A 24,094-nucleotide genomic window follows, 5' to 3' on the forward strand; every position below is an offset into this window, starting at 1 on the left:
ATAAATACTACATTTAAATCTATTGAAATGGCTAAGTTTCCCCCATTTTGGGTATATATACAGTAGATAATTGTTAATAACTCAAAGAAAGGAGAAACCTATGCCAATTTCAACTAAACAGTTACACTTTCATGATATTTCATCTGATTTTAATGATTTTTTTGATCAAAATCAAAGTAATTTACTTTCTTTACTAAATGAATTTATTGATATCTCTGAGTTCATTCCTTTTTCTTTTTCTCAAAAGTATTATTCTAATCTAGGTACTAATAGGAATTTTTCTCTTGAATCAATGCTCTTGGCTTTTATTCTAAAAAATATTTTATCTATCCCTACTATTGACCTTCTCATTTCTTTACTACATATTTCTCTTGAAATGCGTAGCTTTTGTGGTTTTCTTAGGGTTCCTAACAAATCTCAATTTTCAAGGTTTAAATCAAACTTCTCTGATGAGTTAAGGGATATGTTCCATCATCTTGTTGATGTTACTGAAGAATTAGCTAAGGAGGTTAATCCTTTTCTTTCTTCTATCTTGATTACTGATACTACTGGCTTTGAACTCTATGTGACTGAAAACAATCCTAAGTTCTATCAGTCCCAACTTCGCAAAGCGAAGGCTTATGCTAAAACTCTTAAGAAAGAAGATCCTAATTCCACTTTTGATATAGAAAAATATGCTCAGAGTAAGATGCCTAAATATGCTTCTTCTAATAATGATGCTAAGCTCTGCTACCTTAATGGTCATTTTGGCTATTTTCAAAAATCAGTTATTTCAACTAATGGTTTCGGTCTTATTAGAGATGTTAATTTCTATGATTCTGATAATAATCTATCCTTTGACCTAACACCACAGGAAACCAAGGATTTATATGATGCTAAATCTTTAATTCCTACTCTTGAAACTTTCTTTAGCATTCATCCCGATTTTGAATATAAATACTTTCTTGGTGATGCTGGTCTTGATGCTGATGATAACTATGCTTATCTACATGGAAAAAACATTATGCCTATTATTAGCTTGAATCCTAGAAACTCTTCTGATTTACCTCAACCTGATTTTAATGAAGTTGGTGTTCCTCTTTGCCCTTTAGACCCTTCTTTGCCTATGGTTTATGATGGTATTTCTAGAGAAAAGGGACGTGCTGATAGAATTAAGTATATCTGCCCTAAGGTAAAGAAAACCATTGTGAAGGGCAAAACTACTTATATTCTTAATTGCGATAATCCTTGCACTAAGTCAAAGTGTGGCCGAATTAAACAGCTTACTGTTCACCATAATTTTAGATTCAACACTTCTTTTCCTCGTAACAGTTTGAAATGGATATTGCTTTTCAAACAAAGAACTATTATTGAAAGATCTATCTCACAAATTAAGAATTTTATTCAAATTAAAGCTTCTAAGGTTAGAAGTACCGTATCTTTGAAATCCGATATTTTCTTAGCCTGTATATCTCAATTAGTAGCTTTTATACTTTTGTTTAAATCTCAAGAAAAACATAATAATCCTCTGGCAATAAAATCTTTAATAGCATAATTAAAGTACAATCAAATATTGATAAAATTTAGGGTTTAACTAACCTTCGGTTTGTTATGCCTTTTTTTATGTGTATTTCTCTATGCTATCGCATTTTTATCCTGTTTTTCCTGTGGATAAATTGAAATTATATTTTGCAACTACCTATTTCTTATCTTTTTATATCCCTTTTTCCTTTAATTTTATTAGCATATCCTCTGTCATTTTAGCTAAATCGTATTCAGCCTTAAAACCCCATTCCTCTACTGCTGCTGTTGAATCAATTGAATTTGGCCAACTTTCAGCAATAGCTTGTCTTACAGGATCTACATCATAATCCATTTTAAAATCTTTTATATGCTTTCTGATTTCAGCAGCAATTTGTTCTGGTTCAAAGCTCATAGCAGTAATGTTAAAGGCATTTCTATGCTTTAGCTTTGAAGGATCTGCTTCCATCAATTTGATGATTGCATTAAGTGCATCCGGCATGTACATCATATCCATATATGTTCCCTTTGCAATATAAGAAGTATATTTTCCACTCTTTAATGCCTCATAGTAAATATCTACTGCATAATCAGTTGTTCCACCACCTGGAGGAGTCACATATGAAATAAGCCCTGGAAATCTAACCCCTCTTGTATCTAATCCAAATTTGTGGAAATAATAATCGCACAACAGCTCCCCAGAAACTTTATTTACACCATACATAGTTGTAGGTCTTTGTATTGTATCCTGTGGTGTATTATCCTTTGGCGTTGATGGTCCAAAGGCTCCAATAGAACTTGGAGTGAAAAATTTACAATCTAGACTTCTTGCTGTCTCTAATGCATTTACAAGACCACCCATATTTATATTCCAAGCAAGCATTGGATTTTTCTCTGCAGTTGCTGAAAGCAATGCTGCTAGATGAATAATAGTATCTGCTTTATGTTTCTGGGCAAGCTCATGCATTTTTTTTCCGTCAGTTACATCTAATATTTCAAAAGGACCTGATTGTACAACTTCATGATCCTCCACCCTTCTTATGTCTGTTGCTACTACATTATTATTTCCATATACATCTCTCATTTTCATAACTAGCTCTGAACCGATTTGTCCTAATGCACCAGTAACAAATATTTTTTTCATTGAATATACCTCCATTTAAAAAACTTATATTCCCTTATTAAAATTTAAATTATTCCCATTTCTTTTCCGACTTTTTCATATATTGCTAATGCTTTATCCAACATTTCCTTTGTATGTCCTGCTGTTGGCATATTTCTCACTCTTCCTGTACCTCTTGGAACAGTTGGGAATACTATTGACTTTGCATATACTCCTTCTTCGTTCAATCTCCTACTGAATTCTTGTGTTTTTGTTTCTTCTCCTATGATACATGGTGTAATCGGTGTTTCACTCTCTCCAATATCAAAGCCTAAAGCTTTTAACCCTTTCTTTAAATAATCTCCATTTTCCCACAGCTTATCATGTAGCTCTGTACTTTCAGTTAATATATTAATAGCTTCAATACATGCAGCAGCAGCTCCCGGTGTTAGAGAAGTTGAGAAAAGGAAAGGTCTAGCTCTAACCTTTAACCAATCTATTAAATCCTTTTTCCCTGCCACATATCCGCCAACAACTCCTATTGCTTTTGATAAAGTTCCTATTTGAAAATCAACCTTATCAGATAATCCAAAATGCTTCACAGTCCCTGCACCTTTCCCTAACACTCCTGAACCATGTGCATCATCTACATATGTGATCAGATCAAATTCTTCAGCGATTTCTATTATTTCAGGCAATTTAGCAATATCTCCATCCATTGAAAATACTCCATCTGTAATAACCATTATTTTATTGTATTTTCCTGATTCCTTAGCAGCTTTAGCTTTTTCTCTTAAATCATCCATGTCCGAATGCTTGTATCTTATAATTTCTGCCTTTGATAATCTGCATCCATCAATAATAGATGCATGGTTTAATTCATCAGATAAAATAGCATCATTTTTATCCATTACTGCACCAATGGCACCCATGTTGCAGTTAAAGCCAGATTGGAAAACGATTGCAGCTTCTGTGTGTTTAAATTCTGCTAATTTTTTTTCTAGCTCAATATGAATATCTAATGTTCCATTTATAGTTCTAACAGCTCCCGCTCCCACTCCATATTTTTTTGTCGCTTTAACAGCAGCTTCTATTAATCTTTCATTAGTAGCCAGCCCTAAATAGTTATTTGATGATAAATTGATCAATTCTCTTCCAGAAATTTTTATAATAGCACCATTTGCTCCTTGTAGCGGGTCAATTACATTATAAAGCCCTCTACTTTTTAAATCCTGTAAATTTTCTTTGAGAAATTTTTCCAAATTTTTACTTGCCATTTTCATACCCCCTAAAATATATTAATAATTTTTGTACGCTATACAAATACATTTGTTTTGCTTGTGAAAAATATAAAGCATATTATAAAATAGCTTTTGCCTCTTCATAAACTTTTATTTTACAAAATAGTTAACTTCTTTTAAAAATAAATTACTATTTATAATTGCCCGCATTCTACGGACAGTATATCACTATATACTTCATATTTCAATATAATTTCTGAATATTTCTTACTTTTTTGAATCATTTTCCAAATTATAAATATTCTTTAATAGAGAATATATATAACATGAAAAATATGTTAGTAGCCTTCATTGTTTGAACGAAGTAATCTTTGAAGTTGTTTACCTATATATTATAATTCTACATTTTATTATTTAATTTAATATTGACATATAAAAAAAACAATGTTAAGATATCCATAAAATTACATAGTATCTTCGGGGCAGGGTGAAATTCCCGACCGGCGGTATAGTCCGCGAGCCACAAATGTGGTTGACTTGGTGAAATTCCAAGACCGACAGTAAAGTCTGGATGGTAGAAGATAAAAGGTATAGTCATATTATGATATGTCTAGTTTTTGGCGTATTATAACATAGAATTCAACAGCCCTGAAAATAATATTTTCAGGGCTTTTTATTTTACCTAAAATGGAGATGAAAAAATGGATATAAAATACATGAAAAGAGCATTAACACTTGCAAAAAAAGGAATAGGATATACAAACCCTAATCCTTTAGTTGGTTCAGTTATAGTAAAAAACAATAAAATCATTGGAGAAGGATACCATAAGGTATACGGAGGATCACATGCAGAAATCAACGCTTTTAATAATGCAACAGAAGACGTTACAGGCGCTACCATGTATATCACATTAGAACCCTGCTCTCACTATGGCAAAACACCTCCTTGTGCTTATACCATTGTAAAAAAGAAAATAAAAAGAGTTGTCATTGCAATGAAGGACCCTAATCCATTAGTTGCTGGAAAAGGCATAAAAATCCTTAAAAGCAATGGGATAGAAGTCGTTACAGGTGTTTTAGAAAAAGAAGCAAAAAAGCTAAATGAGATTTTTATAAAATATATTACTACAAAGCTTCCATTTTGTATATTAAAAACTGCCATGACACTAGATGGAAAAATCGCTACCCATACAGGTGATTCAAAATGGATTAGTAATGAAGGTTCTAGAAGAATTGTTCATAAACTGAGACATCAGGTATCTGGTATTATGGTTGGAATAGGCACAGTTCTTGCGGATAATCCAATGCTTACTACAAGACTTGATAATAAAAAAGGAATTAATCCAACAAGAATTATTGTAGATACTCGTGCAAGCATTCCTTTAAATTCCAATGTCCTGAAGGATTGTAAAAACATAAAAACAATTATTGCTACAACAAAGCTTGCAGAAACAAAAAATATAAAAGCTATTAAAGAGAAAGGAGCTGAGGTAATCATTACCCCACTTAAAGAAAACTTAGTAGATTTACCTTTCCTAATGCATTATTTGGGAGACAAAAAAATAGACAGTATTTTATTAGAAGGAGGCGGAGCCCTTAACTATTCAGCTTTAAAGGAAAATATAGTTGATAAGATAATATCTTTTATCGCTCCTAAAATAATCGGTGGAATAGATGCTAAAAGCCCTGTAGGAGGAAAAGGAATAGCATTTATGAAAAATGCGATTCTATTAAAAGAAATGCAAGTATCTACTATTGGAGATAATCTAATGGTTGAAGCCTATTTGAGAAAGGAGGGTTAATATGTTTACTGGCCTTATAGAAGAAATCGGTGTGATCCAGTCCGTCTTAAAAGGTCCAAAATCAGCAAAAATTGTTATAAAGGCAAATAAAGTTTTAAAAGGAGTTGCTTTGGGAGATAGTATTGCTACAAACGGCGTATGCCTTACTGTAACAGAATTTACAACAAACACATTCTCTGGAGATGTAATGGCTGAAACCATTAGAAAAAGCAACTTAAAAGCTTTAGTCCCAGGAAGCAAAGTAAATCTTGAACGAGCTTTAAAATTAGGAGATCGCTTAGGAGGTCACTTAGTAAGCGGTCATATAGATGGAACAGGTATCATTAAGGATTTTAAAAAAGAAGACAATGCCATATGGGTATCAATTTCTACATCATCCAATATTTTAAAATACATCGTTCAAAAAGGTTCAATTGCCATCGATGGCATCAGCTTAACAGTTGCTTATGTAGATTCTACCAGCTTCAAGGTTTCAATCATCCCCCACACAAAAGCTAATACAACTCTTTTGATTAAAAATATTGGAGATAAGGTTAATCTTGAATGCGATATTATTGGAAAATATGTTGAAAAACTTTTATCTTTTAAAGAAAAATCTATAACTGAAAGCCATATTGATATGAATTTTTTAAAACAACATGGCTTTGCTTAAAAAACATACCCTATTAACAAGAGGTGATAATATGTATAAATTTAACACCATAGAAGAAGCTATGGATGATGTAAAAAATGGAAAAATCATAGTGATTGTAGATGATGAGGATCGAGAAAATGAAGGAGATTTATTCATGGCTGCCGAAAAGGTAACGCCTGAAGCTATAAACTTTATGGCTAAATATGGTCGTGGCTTAATTTGTATGCCCGTTACAAAAGAAAGATTGAAAGAACTAAATATGCCTCAAATGGTTGCTCATAATACAGACAATCATCAAACTGCCTTTACTGTATCTATTGATGCAACAGATACAACTACAGGAATTTCAGCTTTTGAAAGAGCTCATACAATAAAGAAGGTATTAGATCCGTCTTCAAAGCCAGATGATTTTAGAAAACCAGGGCATATATTTCCTCTAGCAGCAAGGTCAGGTGGAGTATTAAAAAGAGCAGGTCATACAGAAGCCGCTGTAGATTTAGCTAAGCTTTCAGGACTTTATCCAGCTGGAGTTATCTGTGAAATAATGAATGAAGATGGAACAATGGCAAGAATACCTCAATTGATGGAATACGTAAAAAAACATAATTTAAAAATCATTACCATTGCAGATTTAATAACCTATAGAAGAAAAAATGAATTCCTTGTAGAGAAAATAACATCAGCAAATATGCCTACAAAATATGGAAATTTCAAAATTATAGGTTATCAAAACAAGCTAAATGGCGAACACCATGTTGCATTAGTAAAGGGAAATGTGAAGAGTGGCGAACCTATTTTAGTCCGTGTTCATTCAGAATGCTTGACTGGTGATTGCTTTGGTTCCCTTCGCTGCGACTGTGGAGATCAATTAGCTACAGCTTTAAAAAATATAGAAAAAGAGGGAAGAGGAGTACTTTTATATATGCGTCAAGAGGGAAGAGGCATTGGGCTTATCAATAAATTAAAAGCTTATGCCCTTCAAGATAAAGGAATGGATACAGTAGAAGCTAATTTGGCTCTAGGTTTCCCTGAAGATCTAAGAGATTATGGAATAGGTGCACAAATTCTTTATGACCTAGGAATAAAAAAAATAAAGCTTATGACCAATAATCCAAAGAAGCTATCTGGTCTTTCAGGCTATGGACTTGAAATTGTTGAAAGAGTACCTATTCAAATAGATTATAATGATCAAAATGAGTTTTATTTAAAAACAAAGCAAAAAAAAATGGGACATATGCTAAACTTTGAGGAGGAATAAATATGAAAATTTATGAAGGTAAATTAATTGCAGAAGGTTTAAAATTTGGTATTATCGTAGGAAGATTTAACGAGTTTATTGGTGGAAAGTTATTATCTGGTGCATTAGACGCTTTAAAGCGCCACGGTGTTGAAGAAGAAAATATTGAAATAATCTGGGTTCCTGGTGCTTTTGAAATTCCACTAGTTGCAAAAAAAATGGCAAAATCAAAAAAATATGATGGAGTTATTTGCTTAGGTGCTGTTATAAAAGGTGCTACCCCTCACTTTGATTATGTATCTAATGAAGTTTCAAAGGGTATTGCGCATGTATCATTAGAAACTGAAGTTCCTGTAATATTTGGCGTACTTACAACAGATACTATCGAACAAGCAATCGAGCGTGCTGGTACAAAATCTGGAAACAAGGGGTATGATGCAGCTGTTACAGCTATTGAGATGGCAAATTTATTAAAAGCATTTTAAAAAGGTGGGAACTTCCCACCTTTTATTTAATCATTCTATCAATAGTTTTTAAAAATTCATCTACTACATCTTCATCTCCTGATTTAATTTTACTTACAATACAGGTATGCATATGACTTTCTAGCAATAATTTTGCGACGCCCTTCATAGCAGATTGTACTGCAGCTATCTGAATAAGGATATCATCACAATATACATTTCTTTCAATCATTCCTTTAATCCCTCTTACCTGTCCTTCAATTCTATTAAGTCTTTTGATTAATGCACCATTTACTTTTTCTGGTCGGTCTACATGTCTTTCATTTAGCTTTTTTTCACAATGCTTGTCTACTGGATTTCTTTCAATTTTACCCATTTCGCTCCTCCTTATAAGAAAAGTCTTAGAGAATCTCTAAGACTTTTTTGACACTAAATAACTTTTATTTCTGCAACATCATAGCCTGCTTCTTCTACAGCCTCTTTTAATGCTTTATCTTCAACCTCTTGCTTTAATTCTACCACAGCATTTTTTCCTTGTAAATCTACAGTTGCTGTCTTTACTCCCTCTAATTCCTCTAGTGCATTTTTCACATGATTTACGCAGTGCATACAGCTCATACCTTCGATTATCATTAGCTTTTTCATTCTATTTCCTCCTCTTATTTTATGGTTTAAATCTTTTTAATCTAAGTGCATTTGTAACAACAGATACAGAGCTTAATGACATAGCAGCTCCTGCAAACATTGGATTAAGCTTAGGACCTCCGAATGCATAAAACAATCCTGCTGCTAACGGAATTCCTAATGAATTATAAAAAAACGCCCAAAATAGATTTTGTTTTATATTTCTAATGGTACTTTTACTCAACTTTATTGCAGTAACTACATCTAGCAAATCACTCTTCATCAATACAATATCTGCTGATTCTATGGCAACATCTGTGCCTGACCCTATAGCTATACCAATATCTGCTGAAGCTAATGCAGGTGCATCATTAATACCATCACCTACCATCGCTACAACTTTCCCTTCTTTTTGTAGCTTTTTTATATTTTCTGCTTTATGCTCTGGAAGCACTTCTGCAAGAACTCTATCTATACCCACTTGCTTTGCTATACTCTCTGCTGTTCTTTTATTGTCTCCTGTAATCATAACTACCTCTATACCCATTTCATGAAGCTTCATAATAGCTTCTTTGCTGCTCTTCTTAACAATATCTGCTACAGCAATAATCCCTGCAAGCTCATTGTCTACTGCTATATACATAGGCGTTTTTCCTTCAGCTGCAAGTCTATTTGAAGCTTCTTCTAATATAGATAAATCTATACCTTTATCCTTCATTAACTTATTATTTCCCAATAATACATTTTTATTTTCTACTGTTACTTCTATTCCATGCCCGGGAATAGCATAAAAGCTTTCTACTTTTAATATTTCAATATTTTCTTTTTCTGCACCTCTTACAATAGCCTCTCCTAAAGGATGTTCAGAACCCTTCTCCGCAGAAGCTGCGATTTGAAGCAGCTGATTTTTATCTATTTTTCCAGTAGTTATAATATCTGTAATCTCTGGTCTTCCCTCTGTAATCGTTCCTGTTTTATCAAATACTATAGTCTGTATTTTATGTGCTCCTTCTAGAGCTTCTCCTCCCTTGATTAAAACTCCATATTCTGCACCCTTTCCTGTTCCAACCATAATAGCTGTTGGTGTAGCAAGTCCTAATGCACATGGACAAGCAATCACCATCACAGCAATGAATATAGTTAAAGAAAATACTGGTGTAGCACCACTTATATACCAAATTAGTGCAGAAAGTAGCGCAATACCAAAAACTACAGGTACAAAATAAGCTGAAACAATATCTGCCATTTTTGCAATCGGTGCTTTTGATCCTTGTGCTTCCTCTACCAATTTTATAATCTGAGCAAGGGCCGTATCACTTCCTACCTTTGTTGCTTTAAACATAATCGCTCCTTGCTTATTAATACTTCCTCCTACAACTCTATCTCCTATCCTCTTTTCTACAGGAATACTCTCTCCTGTAAGCATTGATTCATCTACTGAAGTATGTCCTTCTACAACCTCTCCATCTACAGGGATCTTCATTCCCGGTTTTACAACAATCATATCCCCAACGTCTACTTCTTCTATTGGGATTTCTATTTCTCTACCATTCTTCATTACAATAGCTGTCTTTGGTGCTAATCCCATCAATTTTTTTATGGCTTCAGATGTTTTTCCCTTGCTGACAGCTTCTAAGTATTTTCCTAATAAAATCAGAGTAATAATCACCCCTGCTGATTCAAAATACAAATCATGAGCATAGGAAACATCTCCAGTAAAAATTCTATAAGCTGCATAAAAACCATAAATAACCGCCGCTCCAGTTCCCATAGCTACTAAGGAATCCATAGTTGGACTTTTTCTAAAGATAGCACTAATTCCTTTAGTATAAAACTTATTTCCTGCAAACAGTACAGGCAATACCAAAAGTATCTGCACCAACGCAAAGTTCAATGGATTTTTCATTGGATCTATGCTTTCTGGCAAGCTTAATCCAATCATAGGTCCCATAGCAATATACAATAAGGGCACTGCAAATATGAAAGACAGTATAAATTTTTTCTTTAAAGTATACATTTCTTTTTCTTGAGTTTCTTTGTTTTTATCCTTCATATCCTTTTTTTCAATTTCAGCTGGAGTATAACCTGCTTTTTTTATTGCTCCCTTTATATCTGATATTCTCACCTTGCTCGCATCATAAACTACAACCGCCTTGTTTGTAGCAATATTTACATTTACAGACTTTATTCCATCTAATTTGTTGATTGCCCGATCAACAGCTCCTACACAAGCCGCTCAGGTCATTCCTTCTATTCCTATAATGATTTCCTTTGTATCTTCCTCATCTGTTGCTTCATATCCTGCTTTTTTTACAGCACTTTTTATATCCTCTAGCTGTATTTTTGTCTCATCGTATGTGACAACCAACTTTTCTGTAGCAAAGTTTACATTCGCATCTGTCACACCCTCTAGCTTTTTCACAGCTCTTTCAGCTGCTTTTGCACACGCTGCACAACTCATTCCCTCTATTTTAAGTATTTTTAACAACATCTCGCACCTCCTTATACTATACCCCCCTACGGTACATATTCATATTATAATTCTTTTTTTGGTTTGTCAAGTAGAATTAACACTTTTAGTTTTTCCAAAACTAATTTACTTATGTAACCCACTTTTCATTTTTGTTGTAGCACAACACTTTTACATTGCATATGTTATAACTGAGAGAACAAAAATAATCTAAAATTACAAGGGGGAAATACAATGTCTAGATGTGATGATTATATGAAGGATTATGATAAGGATTACGGCAATGATTATGAATGTCCAATGTATCCTCAGATGCCTATGATGGGTGGTATGCCTTGTCCTCAAATGCCTATGATGGGCGGAATGCCTTATCCTCAAATGCCCATGATGGGTGGTATGCCTTATCCTCAGATGCCTATGTGCCCTCCTATGATGGGAGAAGAAGACATGAAGGATTTATGCTGTGCAGAACACATGAATGAATATATGGCTTATATGTGCAAGGCTGAAGCTTGCAAAATACGCGCTATGCAATGTATGTATAAAAAATAATCGAAAAGGTTTCTCATAATCGAGAAACCTTTTTTCTAGAATAAAGCTTTTATTTGATTTACAAATTCTCTAACATCTCTTCCATTCATAATACTAGTTCTAAAGCCTCTTAATCTTTTTACTCTATCTTCCTCCGATGTAACATATACTCTTACTATACTAGGCATTTTTTCTCTTACTTTACTTGCAATTCTAGTTTGCATCGCCTTCATATTCTCAATAGGCACTCCAGTATCAGTATCTACTCCTACATAACAAGTATCCCTATCTAAAATAACTACTGCATCTTCTATTCCTGACATTCTTTCAATTTCTCTTTCTAAAGCTACATTTTCACCTTTCTTATTAACAGCATAATCTCTCATCCTATTTGGGATATTATCATAAGTTAAATTTCTTTGATCATTATATCTTTCTGGAACTACTTTATTTTTATATCTATCTACTTCTGGAACAGGTCTTCTAGCTGGTGTACAGCCTAAAGCCAAAAATGCTGCAAAAATAGAAATCACTGCGATTACAAAAATACATTTTATCCTTTTGCTCAAAGCAATTCTCCTTTCTATTTTTATTATTCTACATTATTATTTTCTGTCTTTTTTCTTTTTATATGGCTTGAAACTTTAACTAATATTTGTATTATTTCTCAAATATAAAAAACACAAAAAAAATAAGCCAGCATTTTTACTGGCTTAATAATTTTTTGGTATTCTTTCTAATTTTATTTTTAAAGTCTTTTCTTCATCATTTCTCATAATTTTAATATTTGCAGTATCGCCTGGTCTATATTTATATAACTCTTTTACCAATTGAGTCATGCTATTTATTTTCTTGTCCTCTATACCAATGATTACATCACCTGTCCTTAAACCTCCCTTTGCTGCTGGAGAACCTTTATATACCCTTGCTATATATATTCCTTCATCCGTAATCAAATCTATTCCTGTACTTCTTTCAAATATATCTACATTTATCCCCTGAATACCCATATATACCTTTCTGAATTCTCCTTTTTCTATAAACTGATCTACAATAGGTTTTGCTATATTGATTGGAATAGCAAAGCCTAATCCTTCTCCAGATTTGATTTTAGCTGTATTGATTCCAATAACTTCTCCTTTGCTGTTGAGAAGTGGTCCTCCACTATTTCCTGGATTAATAGAAGCATCTGTTTGGATTAAATTTTCAATTCTTTCATTTTCATTTATTTCTACACTTCTATTTAGTCCACTAATAATTCCTGATGTAACTGTTTTTTCAAACTCCATTCCTAAAGGATTACCTATAGCAATAGCAATCTCTCCAACCTGCAAATCATCAGAGTTTCCTAAATCTGCTGGGACTACCTTGACACCATCTACCTTTATCACTGCTAAATCTAATGCAGCATCGCTCCAAAGTATTTTTGCATCTTTTTTCTTTCCATTATCAAATAATACCTTTAACTCTTCAACATTTCCATTATGCACCACATGTGCATTTGTAAGTATATAGCCTCTTTTATCTACTATAACACCTGTTCCTAATCCTTTTGCTGTTCGTGGTCCAAAGAAAAAATCTCTTTCAATACTTGTTGTTGTAATCCCTACAACAGATGGCATAGCCTTTTTGGCTACAGCAGATACTAAAAACTCTGTACTCTTAGGATTTACATGAATTACTTGCTTTATATCTGGACCAAAATAATTTTGTGGATAAGGAATCAACTTTCCAAATACATATACAGGCATTACATAGCTTGAAATGACTCCCCCTATAAGTGCTGAAATCAAAATAACCACCACAAGGCTTAAATTTCTTCGTTTTCTAGGCTTTTTTTCCACTTTGTCTTCTACATAAGTAATTACAGGTACATCAATAATTTCTTGCTCTCTTTGTCTATTTTCCATAAAATCACCACCTCGTATAATATAGATAAACAACATCAACATTAAAAAGAAATATATAAAGATAAGTGAATGACTTCGATAACTTTTGTAAAAAAACTTACTGAAATTTCATGAAAAATACGTTAAGAACCTTCATTGTTTGAACGAAGTGAGTTTTGAAGGTTTAGTATTTTTCATGGAATGAAGTTTAGTTTTTTCAAAAGTTATCTGGAATGAACTGTTCTTTATATTTCGTTTTGATATCGTCCATCTTTATTTTAAAAAAAGGTTATGAACAAAATATGAATAAATTGTGAACAAAAACTAATTTTCCTTTACTGCTACAGAAAATGTAAAGGTTGTTCCTAATCCCAGCTCACTTTCAACCTTTATTGTTTCTTTATGACGATCGATTATTTTCTTTACAATATATAATCCTAACCCTGTACCTTTTTCATTTCTATCTCTTGATTGATCTGCTTTATAAAATTGGTCCCATATCCTTTGCTGTACTTCTTTTTTCATACCTATTCCGTTATCTTGAATTTCCACCCATACTTTATTATTAAGAAAATATGTTTTTATATTTAGTTTTCCAGCTTCCTTCATAAACTTCATCGCATTATCCAGCAAATTGATGAGTACCTGCTCATAAGCATCTTTATCTGCAAAAACCATTTGTTTCTCTTTTTGAAGATCAATATTTACCTCTATTCCTTTTTTATTGATCTCCTCTTCATATTTTATAAGTGTTCTTACAATAAGCTCATTTATATCAAATATCTGAGGATATATTGGATACTTATCAGACTCCATTTTTTGTATATCTAATAAATTAGCTATTAATTGATTCAGTCTCTTTGTTTCTCTTAAAATAATATTCAAATACTTCTCTTGTTCATTCTCTTTTATAGTTCCATCTACCATTCCCTGTACAAAGCCTTTTATTAATGTTAGAGGAGATCTCAATTCATGTGCAACCGAAGATATAAAGCTTCTTCTATTTTCTTCTATTTTCTCTAATTTATCTGCCATAGCATTAAAAGTCTTTGTAACCTTACCAATCTCATCATCATTTTCATAGCTTTTAACCCTTTGGCTAAAATCACCCTCTGCCAGTTTTTGAGCTACTTGTCCCATTGCTCTTATCGGTGCTGATAATTTTCTTGAAACAATATATAATATAATAAAGGATATAAAAAATGAAACCATCATAGCAGTCCATATAATTTTATGGACTTCTCTTATAGCTTTTGTAATTTCATACAAAGGCGAATGCATAATGATTGCATTATCCACTCTTCCATTTACAAATATGGGTACACCAACGGTTAACATAGGAGTTTTTCCAATCTCTTCATAAGTTCCTTTTTTTACAATAGTATGTCCTTTTAATACCTCTAGCATGTCTTTTGTTGTAATCTGTTTTCCAATCCATTTTTCTTCATCGCTAGAAACCCCGTAAATAATTCCACGTTTGTCAATAATCCATATTCGAGTATTTAAAAAACGCTCTACTGCTTGTAGCTCTAGGTTTAATCTTTCTTGACTAATATATCCATTTAGATAATCGATTACTAGATCATTTATCTTGTTGCCTTCTTCAATTAATAATCGCTCAGTTTTATTGAAGAAATAACTTCCAAAAAGCTGCGAAAAAAGCAATCCTAAAAGCAAAAAAGTTATCACAATAATGACAAAATACGTGCTTAAAAGTTTCTTAAAAACAGTATTAAACATTCCCTTTCACCTCAAATTTATATCCTACCCCCCATACAGTCTTTATTTCATACTGATCTTTTAAGATCTCTAATTTTTTACGTAATCTTTTAATATGTACATCTATAGTTCTATTGTCTCCATCAAAATCAAAGCCCCATATATTTTCAATAAGCTGTTCTCTTGTAAAAACTCTATTTCGATTTTTGACAAGAAAATATAAAAGCTCCATCTCTTTTGGAGGCAATGAAAAGGTCTTATCTTGTATTTTTACTACATAAAGATCCATATCAATGAAAAGATTAGGTAAAATAATCTGTCTTTCAGCCAAGCTTTGGTTGTTTGTTCTTCTTAAAACAGCTTCCACTCTTGCAACTAATTCACGTGCATCAAATGGCTTTACCATATAATCATCAGCACCTAATCTTAGTCCTAAAACCTTGTCAAATGTATCTCCCTTTGCAGTAAGCATAATAATAGGTACATTGCTTATTCTTTTTAACTCCCTGCAAACATCCCATCCATCCATTTTAGGTAGCATAATATCTAGAATGACAAAATCAGGTGTCTCTTCTTTAAATGTTTTTATTGCAGCTAGTCCATTATGAACACTGATTACCTTATACCCTTCTTTTTTTAAGTAAAGCTCTATTAATTCACAAATATTATGATCATCATCTACTATAAGTATTTTTTTATCAGACATACCTCTCCCTCCTCTATATGATTTTATTATATCACTTATAGGAGCTCTTATATTTTTATCCTATGTTAAATAACAACCTGTGCTTATTCCTAAGTTCATTCCAATATGTTACAATTATAATTGAGACAATACAAAGCTATAATTTTTAATCATTATAAAATAACTAAAAATCTATTTAAGGAGATGAGCCTATGAGCGAAAATTTTAAATTCTATCAAAACAGTAAATGTGAATATTTTCCCTGTCACAAAGTAAAAGATGAAAAAAGCTTCAATTGTCTGTTCTGCTTCTGTCCGCTATATATGTTAAAAGATAAATGTGGTGGCAATTTCACTTATACAAATGGTGTAAAGGATTGCAGCAATTGTTTGATTCCTCATAGCAAAGGAGCTTATGATTACATTATGTCTAAAATGAATGAAGTCATTCGTATTGGTAGTGAACGTGATGAAGAATAACAGGTAGAAAATTACCTGTTATTCTATTTTTTCATCAATAATATATTCATCTAATATTTCCATTAACTCTTCCATACATTCATCCCATATCTCAAAATCTAAGTCATAGGAATATTCCTCCCAATTAGAAGAAAGGATAATTGTAGCATTTGTTACATTTTCTAAGTTTTCTGTATTCACAATCATCATTCTTTGTGATTTTCCCCTTGAATAAAATTTTTCAAAAACGACACTTCCAAATCCAATATTTTCTTTAATTTGATGATATTCGTAATGTATCAAGTCCCCATCTATTTCCCCCATTAAAAGCTCTAACGCTTCTTTCGGAGTTATTGATAGAGATACTATTCTGATACACATAATATACCCTCCCTAAACGCTTTATTTTATCTATATTCAAAAAAACACAAAAGTTTCAATGAAATTAAAATGTTTTAGTATTTTTCATCGTGTAAAGGGATGCCTCAAAATCAATAATTCATAAATAGTACAAAAAATTTAAAATACTCCTGTATTTTCAGTTTCTATTCTGCCACATATAAACAACAATCAACAAGGAAATTATTCATAATAGAATAATTTTTTGAAATTATTTACAAAATCCAAAAAAAGTAGTATCATATATATAGTAGATATTAAGAAAATTTGTTTGATTGCGCACTACATTTTGTATAATGTCATTTTAAGGGAAAAGGGATGGGATTATGGAAAAAACAAAAGAAATGAGGCGAAAAATAGAAGATTTACGCAGAAGCTTATATGATTTAATCGGACAAAACAATAAATTAGTTGCAGCAGAAGTAGTTTTTGTCAGTCAAGAATTAGACAAGGTGTTAAATGAATATGATATGATTATAAAAACACAGATCGCATAAAAGCTATCAATTTTTTCCTTTTTCAATTTAGCATTCGTTGTATTGAGGGATTAAACATTAATTTAGAAGATGTATTTAAATAATAAACCAGGTGGGAATACCTACCTGGTTTGTTTTTTTATAAAAGTTATCAAAGTCATTCACTTATATTTATATATTTCTTTTTTACTGTTAATGTTGTTTATCTATAAAAGAATGTAAATTTATAGAGGAAACAAATAAATTCCATAGAATATTATTATTATATTTTTTATAATATTCAGATTTCAAGGAGGTGCATAGAAATGCAATGTGAAAAAAATAACAATATGTTCAAAAGAATTATGATCCTTATTTGTTTTTCTTTAATTCTAGCAATTTGTAGTATATCCTTCATTTCTATCAAAATATCCACTAATGCTTTGTACTCCCAAATGCATAAAAATGGAAATGAGATTGCAAATATTATTTTAGCACAAGTAAAAAACACAAATTCTATAGAAAAAGATGTTGAACATATATTAGACACTTATCTATATGATATAGCTACTGTAATTGGTAATCAAAATAACTTCAATAATGAAATGCTCGTAGCTTTAGCTGAACAAACAAATTTAGCAGAAATCAATATTATCGATGAAAACGGAAAAATTATTTTTTCAAATTTACCTGCTAATATCGGTTATATCTATGGAGAAAACCATGCTATGCAAAAAATTTTCAAAGGTCATACAGAAAAAATTGCAGAAGCTATAAGAAAAAGTGAAGTAGATGGTCTCCTTTACAAATACGGCGGTATAAAATTAAACAAAGGCTACATGCAAATCGGTTTTCCTGCAAACACAGTAAAACAAATGAAAAAAACACTAAATATACAAAATTATTTAGAAAAGCTCGCAGCATCTGATAATATTGTATATGCATCTATTTTAAATAAAAACTATGAAGCCATTGCACATAGTGATGCTCAAAAAATCGGTACTGTTTATACTAATCCAGCTATGCAATCTGCAATCTCAAAAGGAGAAACATATTCTTACACAACTACTAATCCAAATGGAAAATTTGAAATTTATACAGTCAACGTTCCTTTAACAAATACTAAAAATGAAATCATTGGAGTCGTTCAAGTAGGTCTATCTACAATGCCTTTAATCACTGCACGTAATCACTTGATCTTTCAAGGGATTTTCATATCAATCATTGTACTTCTTATTATTACTATATTTATATACTTATTTGTAAAACACAGTATTACCAATCCTATTAACAAATTGTTAATACTAATTGACAAAACATCTAACTTTGATTTAGTAGATAATTCGTCCATACATTTAAAAAAGAATAAGGATGAAATTACTATTATGGCAATATCTATTGAGCATATGAGAAAAGCTTTAAAGGATATGGTAAATAATATAAAAGATGTATCTAGCAAAATAGGTCATTATGCTGAAAGTCTATCCAACACAACAAATGAAGTATCTATGTCTATTGAAGGCGTAGCCTCCGCTACCGATGAACTCGCTCAAGGAGCTGCTGATCAAAATAAAACTACACAAGAAGGAGTTGAAAAGCTAAATCATCTTGCTAAAACTATAAACATCGCTGTCAATCATTCAGAAAATATTAGAGAAAATATCCAAAACGTCATCGCAGCCAATAAGGATGGAACAGAATCTATCAATAGATTAAAAAATTCCTTTAAAGAAAATAATGAAATTACTAAAAAAATCACATCTCAAATAGGCATATTAGATACAAAATCAACTTCAATAGTTGCAATTAGCAATACCATTTCCTCTATTGCAGAAAAAACAAATCTTTTAGCGCTAAATGCCGCTATCGAAGCAGCCCGAGCAGGAGATGCAGGGCGAGGATTTGCAGTAGTTGCAGATGAAATAAGAAAACTAGCAGAACAGGTTACTTTCAATGCTAAAGAAATAGAAGCAACCATAAATGATATGGTAAAAGAAATGAGTTATGCAAAGCTTCAAATGGATACTGCAAGCACAATTGTAGGAAAAAGTAATGATGAATTAATCCATACAGAGCAAAGCTTTAAAAAAATTAATGAATCCATTGAGAATACCATCGCAAAAATAGAAGAGCTAATCACAAACATAGAAAAAATTCATCAAGATAAGCAGAGTGTTACAACCGCTATAAAAGAAATAGCATCTATTACAGAACTATCTGCTGCTTCTACTGAAGAAGTTGCTGCCTCTATAGAAGAGCAAAGTTCAATGATGGTTGAAATTTCAGATAAAACTCATGAACTAAATGCAATATCAGCAAAGCTTGAAAAAATTATAGATCAGTTTAATGTATAAATAAATGCCCTCCTGTACTAAGAGGGCATTTATTTATATGTAGCAAATTCTATATCATCTAACCATACCATTGATGCATCATTCAATATAATAATTTTCACTTCATCTACCTGCTCCATATCATCATCAATACGCAGCAAATCCCATGTATTTACTTTGCTAGGCTCATAAACTACTGATTTTGTAAATCGTAATTTTTCATTTTTATATGCTTCTATTTTTATCTGCACAGGCTCAGTAGCATCAGACATAAGCCACATAGACATCACATTTGATATATCCAATTTTAAATCTTTAATACAAATAGCATTTTCCTCATCCTTCATCTTTGCAACCTTTATAGAATATTCTCCATTTCTAAACAAATCATAATCCTTTATGATATTATCTTCATATACAATATTCAAGCTTTCCAACTTTTCATCTGAAGGAATATATACAGCTTCTTCTATTTTTTCATTTTCTTGTGGTTTTGTAATATTTACTTTTTCAATATATTCCTTACTCCATTGATTTTTCTGATCCTGCACTTTTAAGACAATATTATATTCACCAGGCTCTTTAATATCTACTATTAAATCCTTTACGGAATATGTCTTAACTGTTTTATTTCCTTTCCTAACCTCCCATATATACTTCTTAATACCTTCTCCTTTACTCTTATTAATAAACTGCCACTGATTTTTCATTTTTATTTTTTCAAAATAAGCTGTAGGACTATCATCTGCCTTTCTTCCTATAAACCATTGATGCATAAAATTTGCATATGCTAAAGTGCCAATTGCTATAATAACTAATCCTATAGTAACCTTTGAAAATAACCTTAGGTAATTTTTTCCTCTGATTTTTGTATTAGCTTTACGCTCATTATATAAATATAAACCTTTAAAATCATTATAAATTTCTTCTAGATTTTTATATTCTCTCTTGCCTCTCTCGAGTTCATAAACAAATTTTAATATGTTCTCATCTATATTTTTTTGATCAGCTTCATCCAATATAGGATAAAGTAATATTTTTTTAACTACTCTTCCAACTTCCTTTGCAACTTGCTGAAAATCATCTATATTGGTAAAAAGCTTATCTATTATAAGCAGTTCATTTAATGATAATCTCCCTTTTTGTACAACAATCTGAGATTCATTAATCAAATTATTTTTAAACCCATGCTCTAATACATCGTATCTTTTAATGTTTTTTAAATACTGAAAAACCATGCTTAATCGATTTTCTACATTTATATTTTCTTCTTCAAGATAAGCTTCTAATGGTATCCCTTCTTGTGTTTTTGTAACAACAACAAGATCTCCATCTAATTTTTCTATATGCTTTAAAGTTTTTAATGCTTTTTTAAATTTTCCCATATAGGTTCTTATACTTTTTATGTTATGTAATATATTTATAGTCACTAATTCTTCTGGATGATCTTTTAATGACCCCATAAAAATATTTTGATCAGTATTCGTCTGCAATGTTTGAATAATATTAAATTTGTCGACATACGATTGATTCATTGACAGGACCTTCCTTATATGTGCTATTTTAAGAATATTTTACCATATAAAGCAAAAATATAAAATTCCCTTTTCTTCTATACAGCAAAAAAGAGACTACTTAAAATAGCCTCTTTATCCTATTAAATCTTTATACAGTCCTAATAATTTCTACTACAAGTCTTGCACTATTTACCAAATCTTCTATTTTTAAATGTTCTTCTAAAGTATGTGGCTTTTTCTCTCCAATGCCTAAATTTACAGCCTTAATACCATGACCATTTAAAATATTGGTGTCACTGCCACCTCCAGAAGCTTGAGTAAATGGCTTTAATCCTATATTTTCACAAGCCTTTCTTACTATATTTACAATTTCATCATCTTCGTCAATGCTAAAAGCACTGTACATTCTCTTTGTATCAATTTCAACCTCTGCTTTAAATTCCTTTGCAGCTTCTTCTAAGCACTTCACCATATGAGCTGTCTGTTTATCTAATTTTTCATTATTTAAGCTTCTTGCTTCTGCTTTTATTTCTACTTCTGGACAAACAATATTTGTTACTTTTCCTCCTTGAATAACACCAACATTTGCCGTTGTTTCTTCATCAATTCTAAGCAAATTCATACTGCTTATTGCTCTTGCAGCAACTTGGATAGCACTGATCCCTTCTTCTGGACATACTCCTGCGTGTGCTGGCTTTCCAATGATTTTTGCATTTATTTTATCCTGCGCAGGTCCCTTTATGATTATTTGTCCTGGATCTCCACCACTATCTAATACAAATGCACGTTTAGATTGAATTTTGGTATAATCCAAGTTTTTAGCCCCGAATAATCCACCTTCTTCGTAGATACTAAACACCACTTCAATTGGACCATGTTCTATATTTTTTTCTTTTATCACCTTTAGCGCCTCTACAACAGCAGCAATACCTGCTTTGTCATCTCCTCCAAGCACTGTTGTTCCATCACTATAAATCACACCATCTTTTACTACTGGTTTGATCCCCTCTCCAGGACTTACTGTATCCATATGACAGCTGAATAAAATTGGTTCAATGTCTTTGCTTCCTTCAAGTCTTGCAATAACATTCCCTGTATCTGAACCTACCTTCTCTCCTGCATTATCTATATGTACCTCAAGACCTATATTTTTTAGTTCCTTCGCAATAAAATTTGCAAATTGTCCTTCTCTTTTTGTAGGACTGTCAATTTGTACATATTTTAAAAATTCATTTACAATCCTTTCTTTGTTTATCATTTTACCCCTCCTAAATGAGCGAGAATCCTTTTTGATCTAAAAAGAATTCTCGCTTTGTTTTGTCTATATCTAGAAAAGTTCTCTACATAGCCAAATGGATAAATGCATCTGGTCCAATAGGTGCTCCTACAAGATACCAAACAATCATCAGTGCTGTCCATCCTAATAAGAATGCTATAGAATATGGAAGCATTGTAGAAATTAACGTACCAATTCCAGTATCTTTATCATATTTTTGTGCAAATACTACTATTACCGCAAAGTATGACATTAGTGGTGAAATAATGTTTGTACAGGAATCTCCTATACGATATGCAAGCTGAGTAAATTCTGGTGTAAATCCTAATTGATACATCATTGGTATAAATACAGGTGCCATGATTCCCCATTTAGCAGATGCAGAACCAATGAATAAGTTAATAAATCCAGCAACTACAATAAATGCAAGGATTAATGGTAATCCTGTAAATCCAATAGCTTTTAAGAAGTTTGCACCACTTACAGCTAATATAATTCCTAAGTTTGTGTATGAGAAATATTTAATAAACTGAGCAGCAAAGAAACATAATACTAGATATCCTCCTAAACCACTCATAGCCTTGCTCATAGCTTTGATTACATCTTTATCGTTCTTAATTGTTCCTGCAACAATACCATAAACCAAACCCGGTACTAAGAAAAATAACATGATTGTTGGAACTAATCCATTATATATAAATTGCTTTAATGGGTTTTCTGCTTCTGGTACTTTTAATGCTGCATTTTCAGGTAATGTTAAGAAGATCATCACTGCAACAAAAATTAGTAGAGAAATACCCGCAGCAACTAAACCTTTTTTTTCTACTTCTGTAACTTCCATACTATCATCTGCTTTATATTCACCTTTGTATTCGCCTAATCTTGGTTCTACAATTTTTTCAGTTACATATGTTCCTATAAAAGTAATTAAAAATGTAGATGCCATCATGAAATACATATTAGCTGTTGGCAATATACTTAACTCAATTCCACCAGCAGTCAAAGCCTCATTTGTAATACCTGCTAGTAGTGGGTCTAATGTTCCTAATAAAAGGTTCGCTGAAAATCCACCTGATACACCTGCAAAAGCAGCTGCCATACCAGCAAGTGGATGACGTTTAAAGCTTAAAAAAACAATAGCGCCTAATGGAACTAATACTACATACCCTGCATCTGATGCTATGTTTGACATAACTCCAGCAAATACAACTACAGCAGTAATTAATCTTTTAGGTGTACTAAGTACCAATTTCTTAAGTGCTGAATTGATTAGTCCTGTTCCTTCAGCAATACCTACTCCAAGCATAGCAACTAAAACAGTCCCTAATGGATGGAATCCAGTAAAGTTTTTTGTTGCTGTATTAATCATATACCTTAATCCTTCAGCATTTAATAGAGAAATTGCTTCAACAGTTTTTTCCGTTTTATACTTAGCATCATAAAAATTAACTGCTAATCCTGCACGAGATGCAATTTCTGAAATAACAATTACAGCAACTGCTAACAGTAAAAATATCGTAACTGGATGCGGTAGTTTATTCCCTACTGTTTCAATGACATTAAGAAATTTGTTAAACAATCCTTTTTTTGACGGTTGAGAAGATTTTGAAACGCTTGCCATATTATTCCTCCTTTTTAAATAGTTCTTTTAGTTTTATAATTCTGACAATTCTGCGTATAGATACAATTCATGATTATTTTTTATAATTGCATAAATATAATTTGTCATATTAGGAAAATGTTATCATATGTCTATAC

At 31.8% G+C, this 24,094-nt stretch carries 21 protein-coding genes, 1 pseudogene and 1 riboswitch; of the genes and pseudogenes, 9 read left to right on the top strand and 13 right to left on the bottom strand.

The features are described 5' to 3' along the window. Positions 1-100: 100 nt before the first annotated feature. Positions 101-1,534 carry a transposase gene (locus KVH43_RS03560; RefSeq protein WP_218283505.1) on the top strand — a complete coding sequence of 478 codons (1,434 nt, stop codon included), beginning with the start codon at positions 101-103 and terminating at the stop codon, positions 1,532-1,534. Positions 1,535-1,693: 159 nt separating this feature from the next. On the opposite strand, the gene KVH43_RS03565 is transcribed toward KVH43_RS03560, so the two are convergent. Together KVH43_RS03565 and KVH43_RS03570 are read right to left on the bottom strand one after the other, a co-directional pair. After that, positions 1,694-2,644: an L-threonine 3-dehydrogenase gene (locus KVH43_RS03565; RefSeq protein ID WP_218283506.1), complete on the bottom strand. Its 951-nt coding sequence runs from the start codon at positions 2,642-2,644 to the stop codon at positions 1,694-1,696. 44 nt (positions 2,645-2,688) lie between these two features. Beyond that, positions 2,689-3,879, bottom strand: coding sequence for a glycine C-acetyltransferase (locus KVH43_RS03570; RefSeq protein WP_218283507.1), 1,191 nt, complete (start codon positions 3,877-3,879; stop codon positions 2,689-2,691). A 433-nt stretch (positions 3,880-4,312) separates the two neighbouring features. Beyond that, a riboswitch (FMN riboswitch) is annotated at positions 4,313-4,430 on the top strand. Between the two features lie 114 nt (positions 4,431-4,544). On the opposite strand from KVH43_RS03570, the gene ribD reads away from it, so the two are divergent. The 4 genes from ribD to ribH are packed head-to-tail and all read left to right on the top strand — an operon-like array spanning position 4,545 to position 8,001. After that, positions 4,545-5,645, top strand: a complete 1,101-nt coding sequence (gene ribD, locus KVH43_RS03575; protein WP_218283508.1) for a bifunctional diaminohydroxyphosphoribosylaminopyrimidine deaminase/5-amino-6-(5-phosphoribosylamino)uracil reductase RibD — start codon at positions 4,545-4,547, stop codon at positions 5,643-5,645. 1 nt (position 5,646) lies between these two features. After that, positions 5,647-6,297, top strand: a complete 651-nt coding sequence (gene ribE, locus KVH43_RS03580; protein WP_218283509.1) for a riboflavin synthase — start codon at positions 5,647-5,649, stop codon at positions 6,295-6,297. 31 nt (positions 6,298-6,328) lie between these two features. Beyond that, complete coding sequence (locus KVH43_RS03585) at positions 6,329-7,537, top strand: bifunctional 3,4-dihydroxy-2-butanone-4-phosphate synthase/GTP cyclohydrolase II (protein ID WP_218283510.1); 1,209 nt, start codon at positions 6,329-6,331, stop codon at positions 7,535-7,537. Between the two features lie 2 nt (positions 7,538-7,539). Then, positions 7,540-8,001, top strand: coding sequence for a 6,7-dimethyl-8-ribityllumazine synthase (gene ribH / locus KVH43_RS03590; protein WP_218283511.1), 462 nt, complete (start codon positions 7,540-7,542; stop codon positions 7,999-8,001). A 22-nt stretch (positions 8,002-8,023) separates the two neighbouring features. On the opposite strand, the gene KVH43_RS03595 is transcribed toward ribH, so the two are convergent. The 3 genes and pseudogenes from KVH43_RS03595 to KVH43_RS03605 all read right to left on the bottom strand — a co-directional run bounded on the left by KVH43_RS03595 (position 8,024) and on the right by KVH43_RS03605 (position 11,095). Beyond that, the gene (locus KVH43_RS03595) at positions 8,024-8,356 is read right to left on the bottom strand and encodes a metal-sensitive transcriptional regulator (RefSeq protein WP_218283512.1); all 333 of its coding nucleotides are present in this window, start codon (positions 8,354-8,356) and stop codon (positions 8,024-8,026) included. 53 nt (positions 8,357-8,409) lie between these two features. Beyond that, positions 8,410-8,625, bottom strand: coding sequence for a heavy-metal-associated domain-containing protein (locus tag KVH43_RS03600; RefSeq protein WP_218283513.1), 216 nt, complete (start codon positions 8,623-8,625; stop codon positions 8,410-8,412). A gap of 19 nt (positions 8,626-8,644) precedes the next feature. Beyond that, positions 8,645-11,095: pseudogene (locus KVH43_RS03605) on the bottom strand (heavy metal translocating P-type ATPase). A 213-nt stretch (positions 11,096-11,308) separates the two neighbouring features. Between KVH43_RS03605 and KVH43_RS03610 the strand changes: the two are divergent. After that, entirely contained in the window at positions 11,309-11,626 is a 318-nt protein-coding gene (locus KVH43_RS03610; RefSeq protein WP_218283514.1) for a hypothetical protein, read from the top strand. 35 nt (positions 11,627-11,661) lie between these two features. Here the strand turns inward: KVH43_RS03610 and KVH43_RS03615 are convergent, their stop codons facing one another. The 4 genes from KVH43_RS03615 to KVH43_RS03630 all read right to left on the bottom strand — a co-directional run bounded on the left by KVH43_RS03615 (position 11,662) and on the right by KVH43_RS03630 (position 15,919). Further along, positions 11,662-12,174, bottom strand: coding sequence for a YhcN/YlaJ family sporulation lipoprotein (locus tag KVH43_RS03615; protein ID WP_218283515.1), 513 nt, complete (start codon positions 12,172-12,174; stop codon positions 11,662-11,664). Between the two features lie 144 nt (positions 12,175-12,318). Then, positions 12,319-13,515, bottom strand: a complete 1,197-nt coding sequence (gene htrA / locus KVH43_RS03620; protein ID WP_255547803.1) for a serine protease HtrA — start codon at positions 13,513-13,515, stop codon at positions 12,319-12,321. A gap of 303 nt (positions 13,516-13,818) precedes the next feature. After that, the gene (locus tag KVH43_RS03625) at positions 13,819-15,234 is read right to left on the bottom strand and encodes a sensor histidine kinase (RefSeq protein WP_218283516.1); all 1,416 of its coding nucleotides are present in this window, start codon (positions 15,232-15,234) and stop codon (positions 13,819-13,821) included. Continuing rightward, complete coding sequence (locus KVH43_RS03630) at positions 15,227-15,919, bottom strand: response regulator transcription factor (RefSeq protein ID WP_218283517.1); 693 nt, start codon at positions 15,917-15,919, stop codon at positions 15,227-15,229. Before KVH43_RS03630 ends, KVH43_RS03625 begins: the two co-directional genes overlap by 8 nt. A 191-nt stretch (positions 15,920-16,110) precedes the next feature. On the opposite strand from KVH43_RS03630, the gene KVH43_RS03635 reads away from it, so the two are divergent. Continuing rightward, on the top strand, positions 16,111-16,377 hold the full coding sequence (locus tag KVH43_RS03635) for a cysteine-rich small domain-containing protein (RefSeq protein ID WP_218283518.1): 267 nt from the start codon (positions 16,111-16,113) through the stop codon (positions 16,375-16,377). Between the two features lie 18 nt (positions 16,378-16,395). Here the strand turns inward: KVH43_RS03635 and KVH43_RS03640 are convergent, their stop codons facing one another. Continuing rightward, positions 16,396-16,737, bottom strand: a complete 342-nt coding sequence (locus tag KVH43_RS03640) for a hypothetical protein (RefSeq protein ID WP_218283519.1) — start codon at positions 16,735-16,737, stop codon at positions 16,396-16,398. Between the two features lie 344 nt (positions 16,738-17,081). On the opposite strand from KVH43_RS03640, the gene KVH43_RS03645 reads away from it, so the two are divergent. Both KVH43_RS03645 and KVH43_RS03650 read left to right on the top strand, forming a co-directional pair. Continuing rightward, positions 17,082-17,252 carry an aspartyl-phosphate phosphatase Spo0E family protein gene (locus KVH43_RS03645; RefSeq protein ID WP_218283520.1) on the top strand — a complete coding sequence of 57 codons (171 nt, stop codon included), beginning with the start codon at positions 17,082-17,084 and terminating at the stop codon, positions 17,250-17,252. Positions 17,253-17,536: 284 nt separating this feature from the next. Then, the gene (locus KVH43_RS03650) at positions 17,537-19,564 is read left to right on the top strand and encodes a methyl-accepting chemotaxis protein (protein ID WP_218283521.1); all 2,028 of its coding nucleotides are present in this window, start codon (positions 17,537-17,539) and stop codon (positions 19,562-19,564) included. 29 nt (positions 19,565-19,593) lie between these two features. Here KVH43_RS03650 and KVH43_RS03655 read toward each other — a convergent pair whose 3' ends face one another. The 3 genes from KVH43_RS03655 to KVH43_RS03665 all read right to left on the bottom strand — a co-directional run bounded on the left by KVH43_RS03655 (position 19,594) and on the right by KVH43_RS03665 (position 23,957). After that, complete coding sequence (locus tag KVH43_RS03655; RefSeq protein WP_218283522.1) at positions 19,594-21,078, bottom strand: hypothetical protein; 1,485 nt, start codon at positions 21,076-21,078, stop codon at positions 19,594-19,596. Between the two features lie 130 nt (positions 21,079-21,208). Beyond that, positions 21,209-22,318 (bottom strand): M20/M25/M40 family metallo-hydrolase, encoded by a 1,110-nt coding sequence (locus KVH43_RS03660; RefSeq protein WP_218283523.1) that lies wholly within the window; start codon positions 22,316-22,318, stop codon positions 21,209-21,211. Between the two features lie 82 nt (positions 22,319-22,400). Beyond that, entirely contained in the window at positions 22,401-23,957 is a 1,557-nt protein-coding gene (locus tag KVH43_RS03665; RefSeq protein ID WP_218283524.1) for an AbgT family transporter, read from the bottom strand. Between the last annotated feature and the right edge of the window lie 137 nt (positions 23,958-24,094).

The organism is Crassaminicella indica (assembly GCF_019203185.1).
In the GTDB taxonomy this organism is placed as follows: domain Bacteria; phylum Bacillota; class Clostridia; order Peptostreptococcales; family Thermotaleaceae; genus Crassaminicella; species Crassaminicella indica.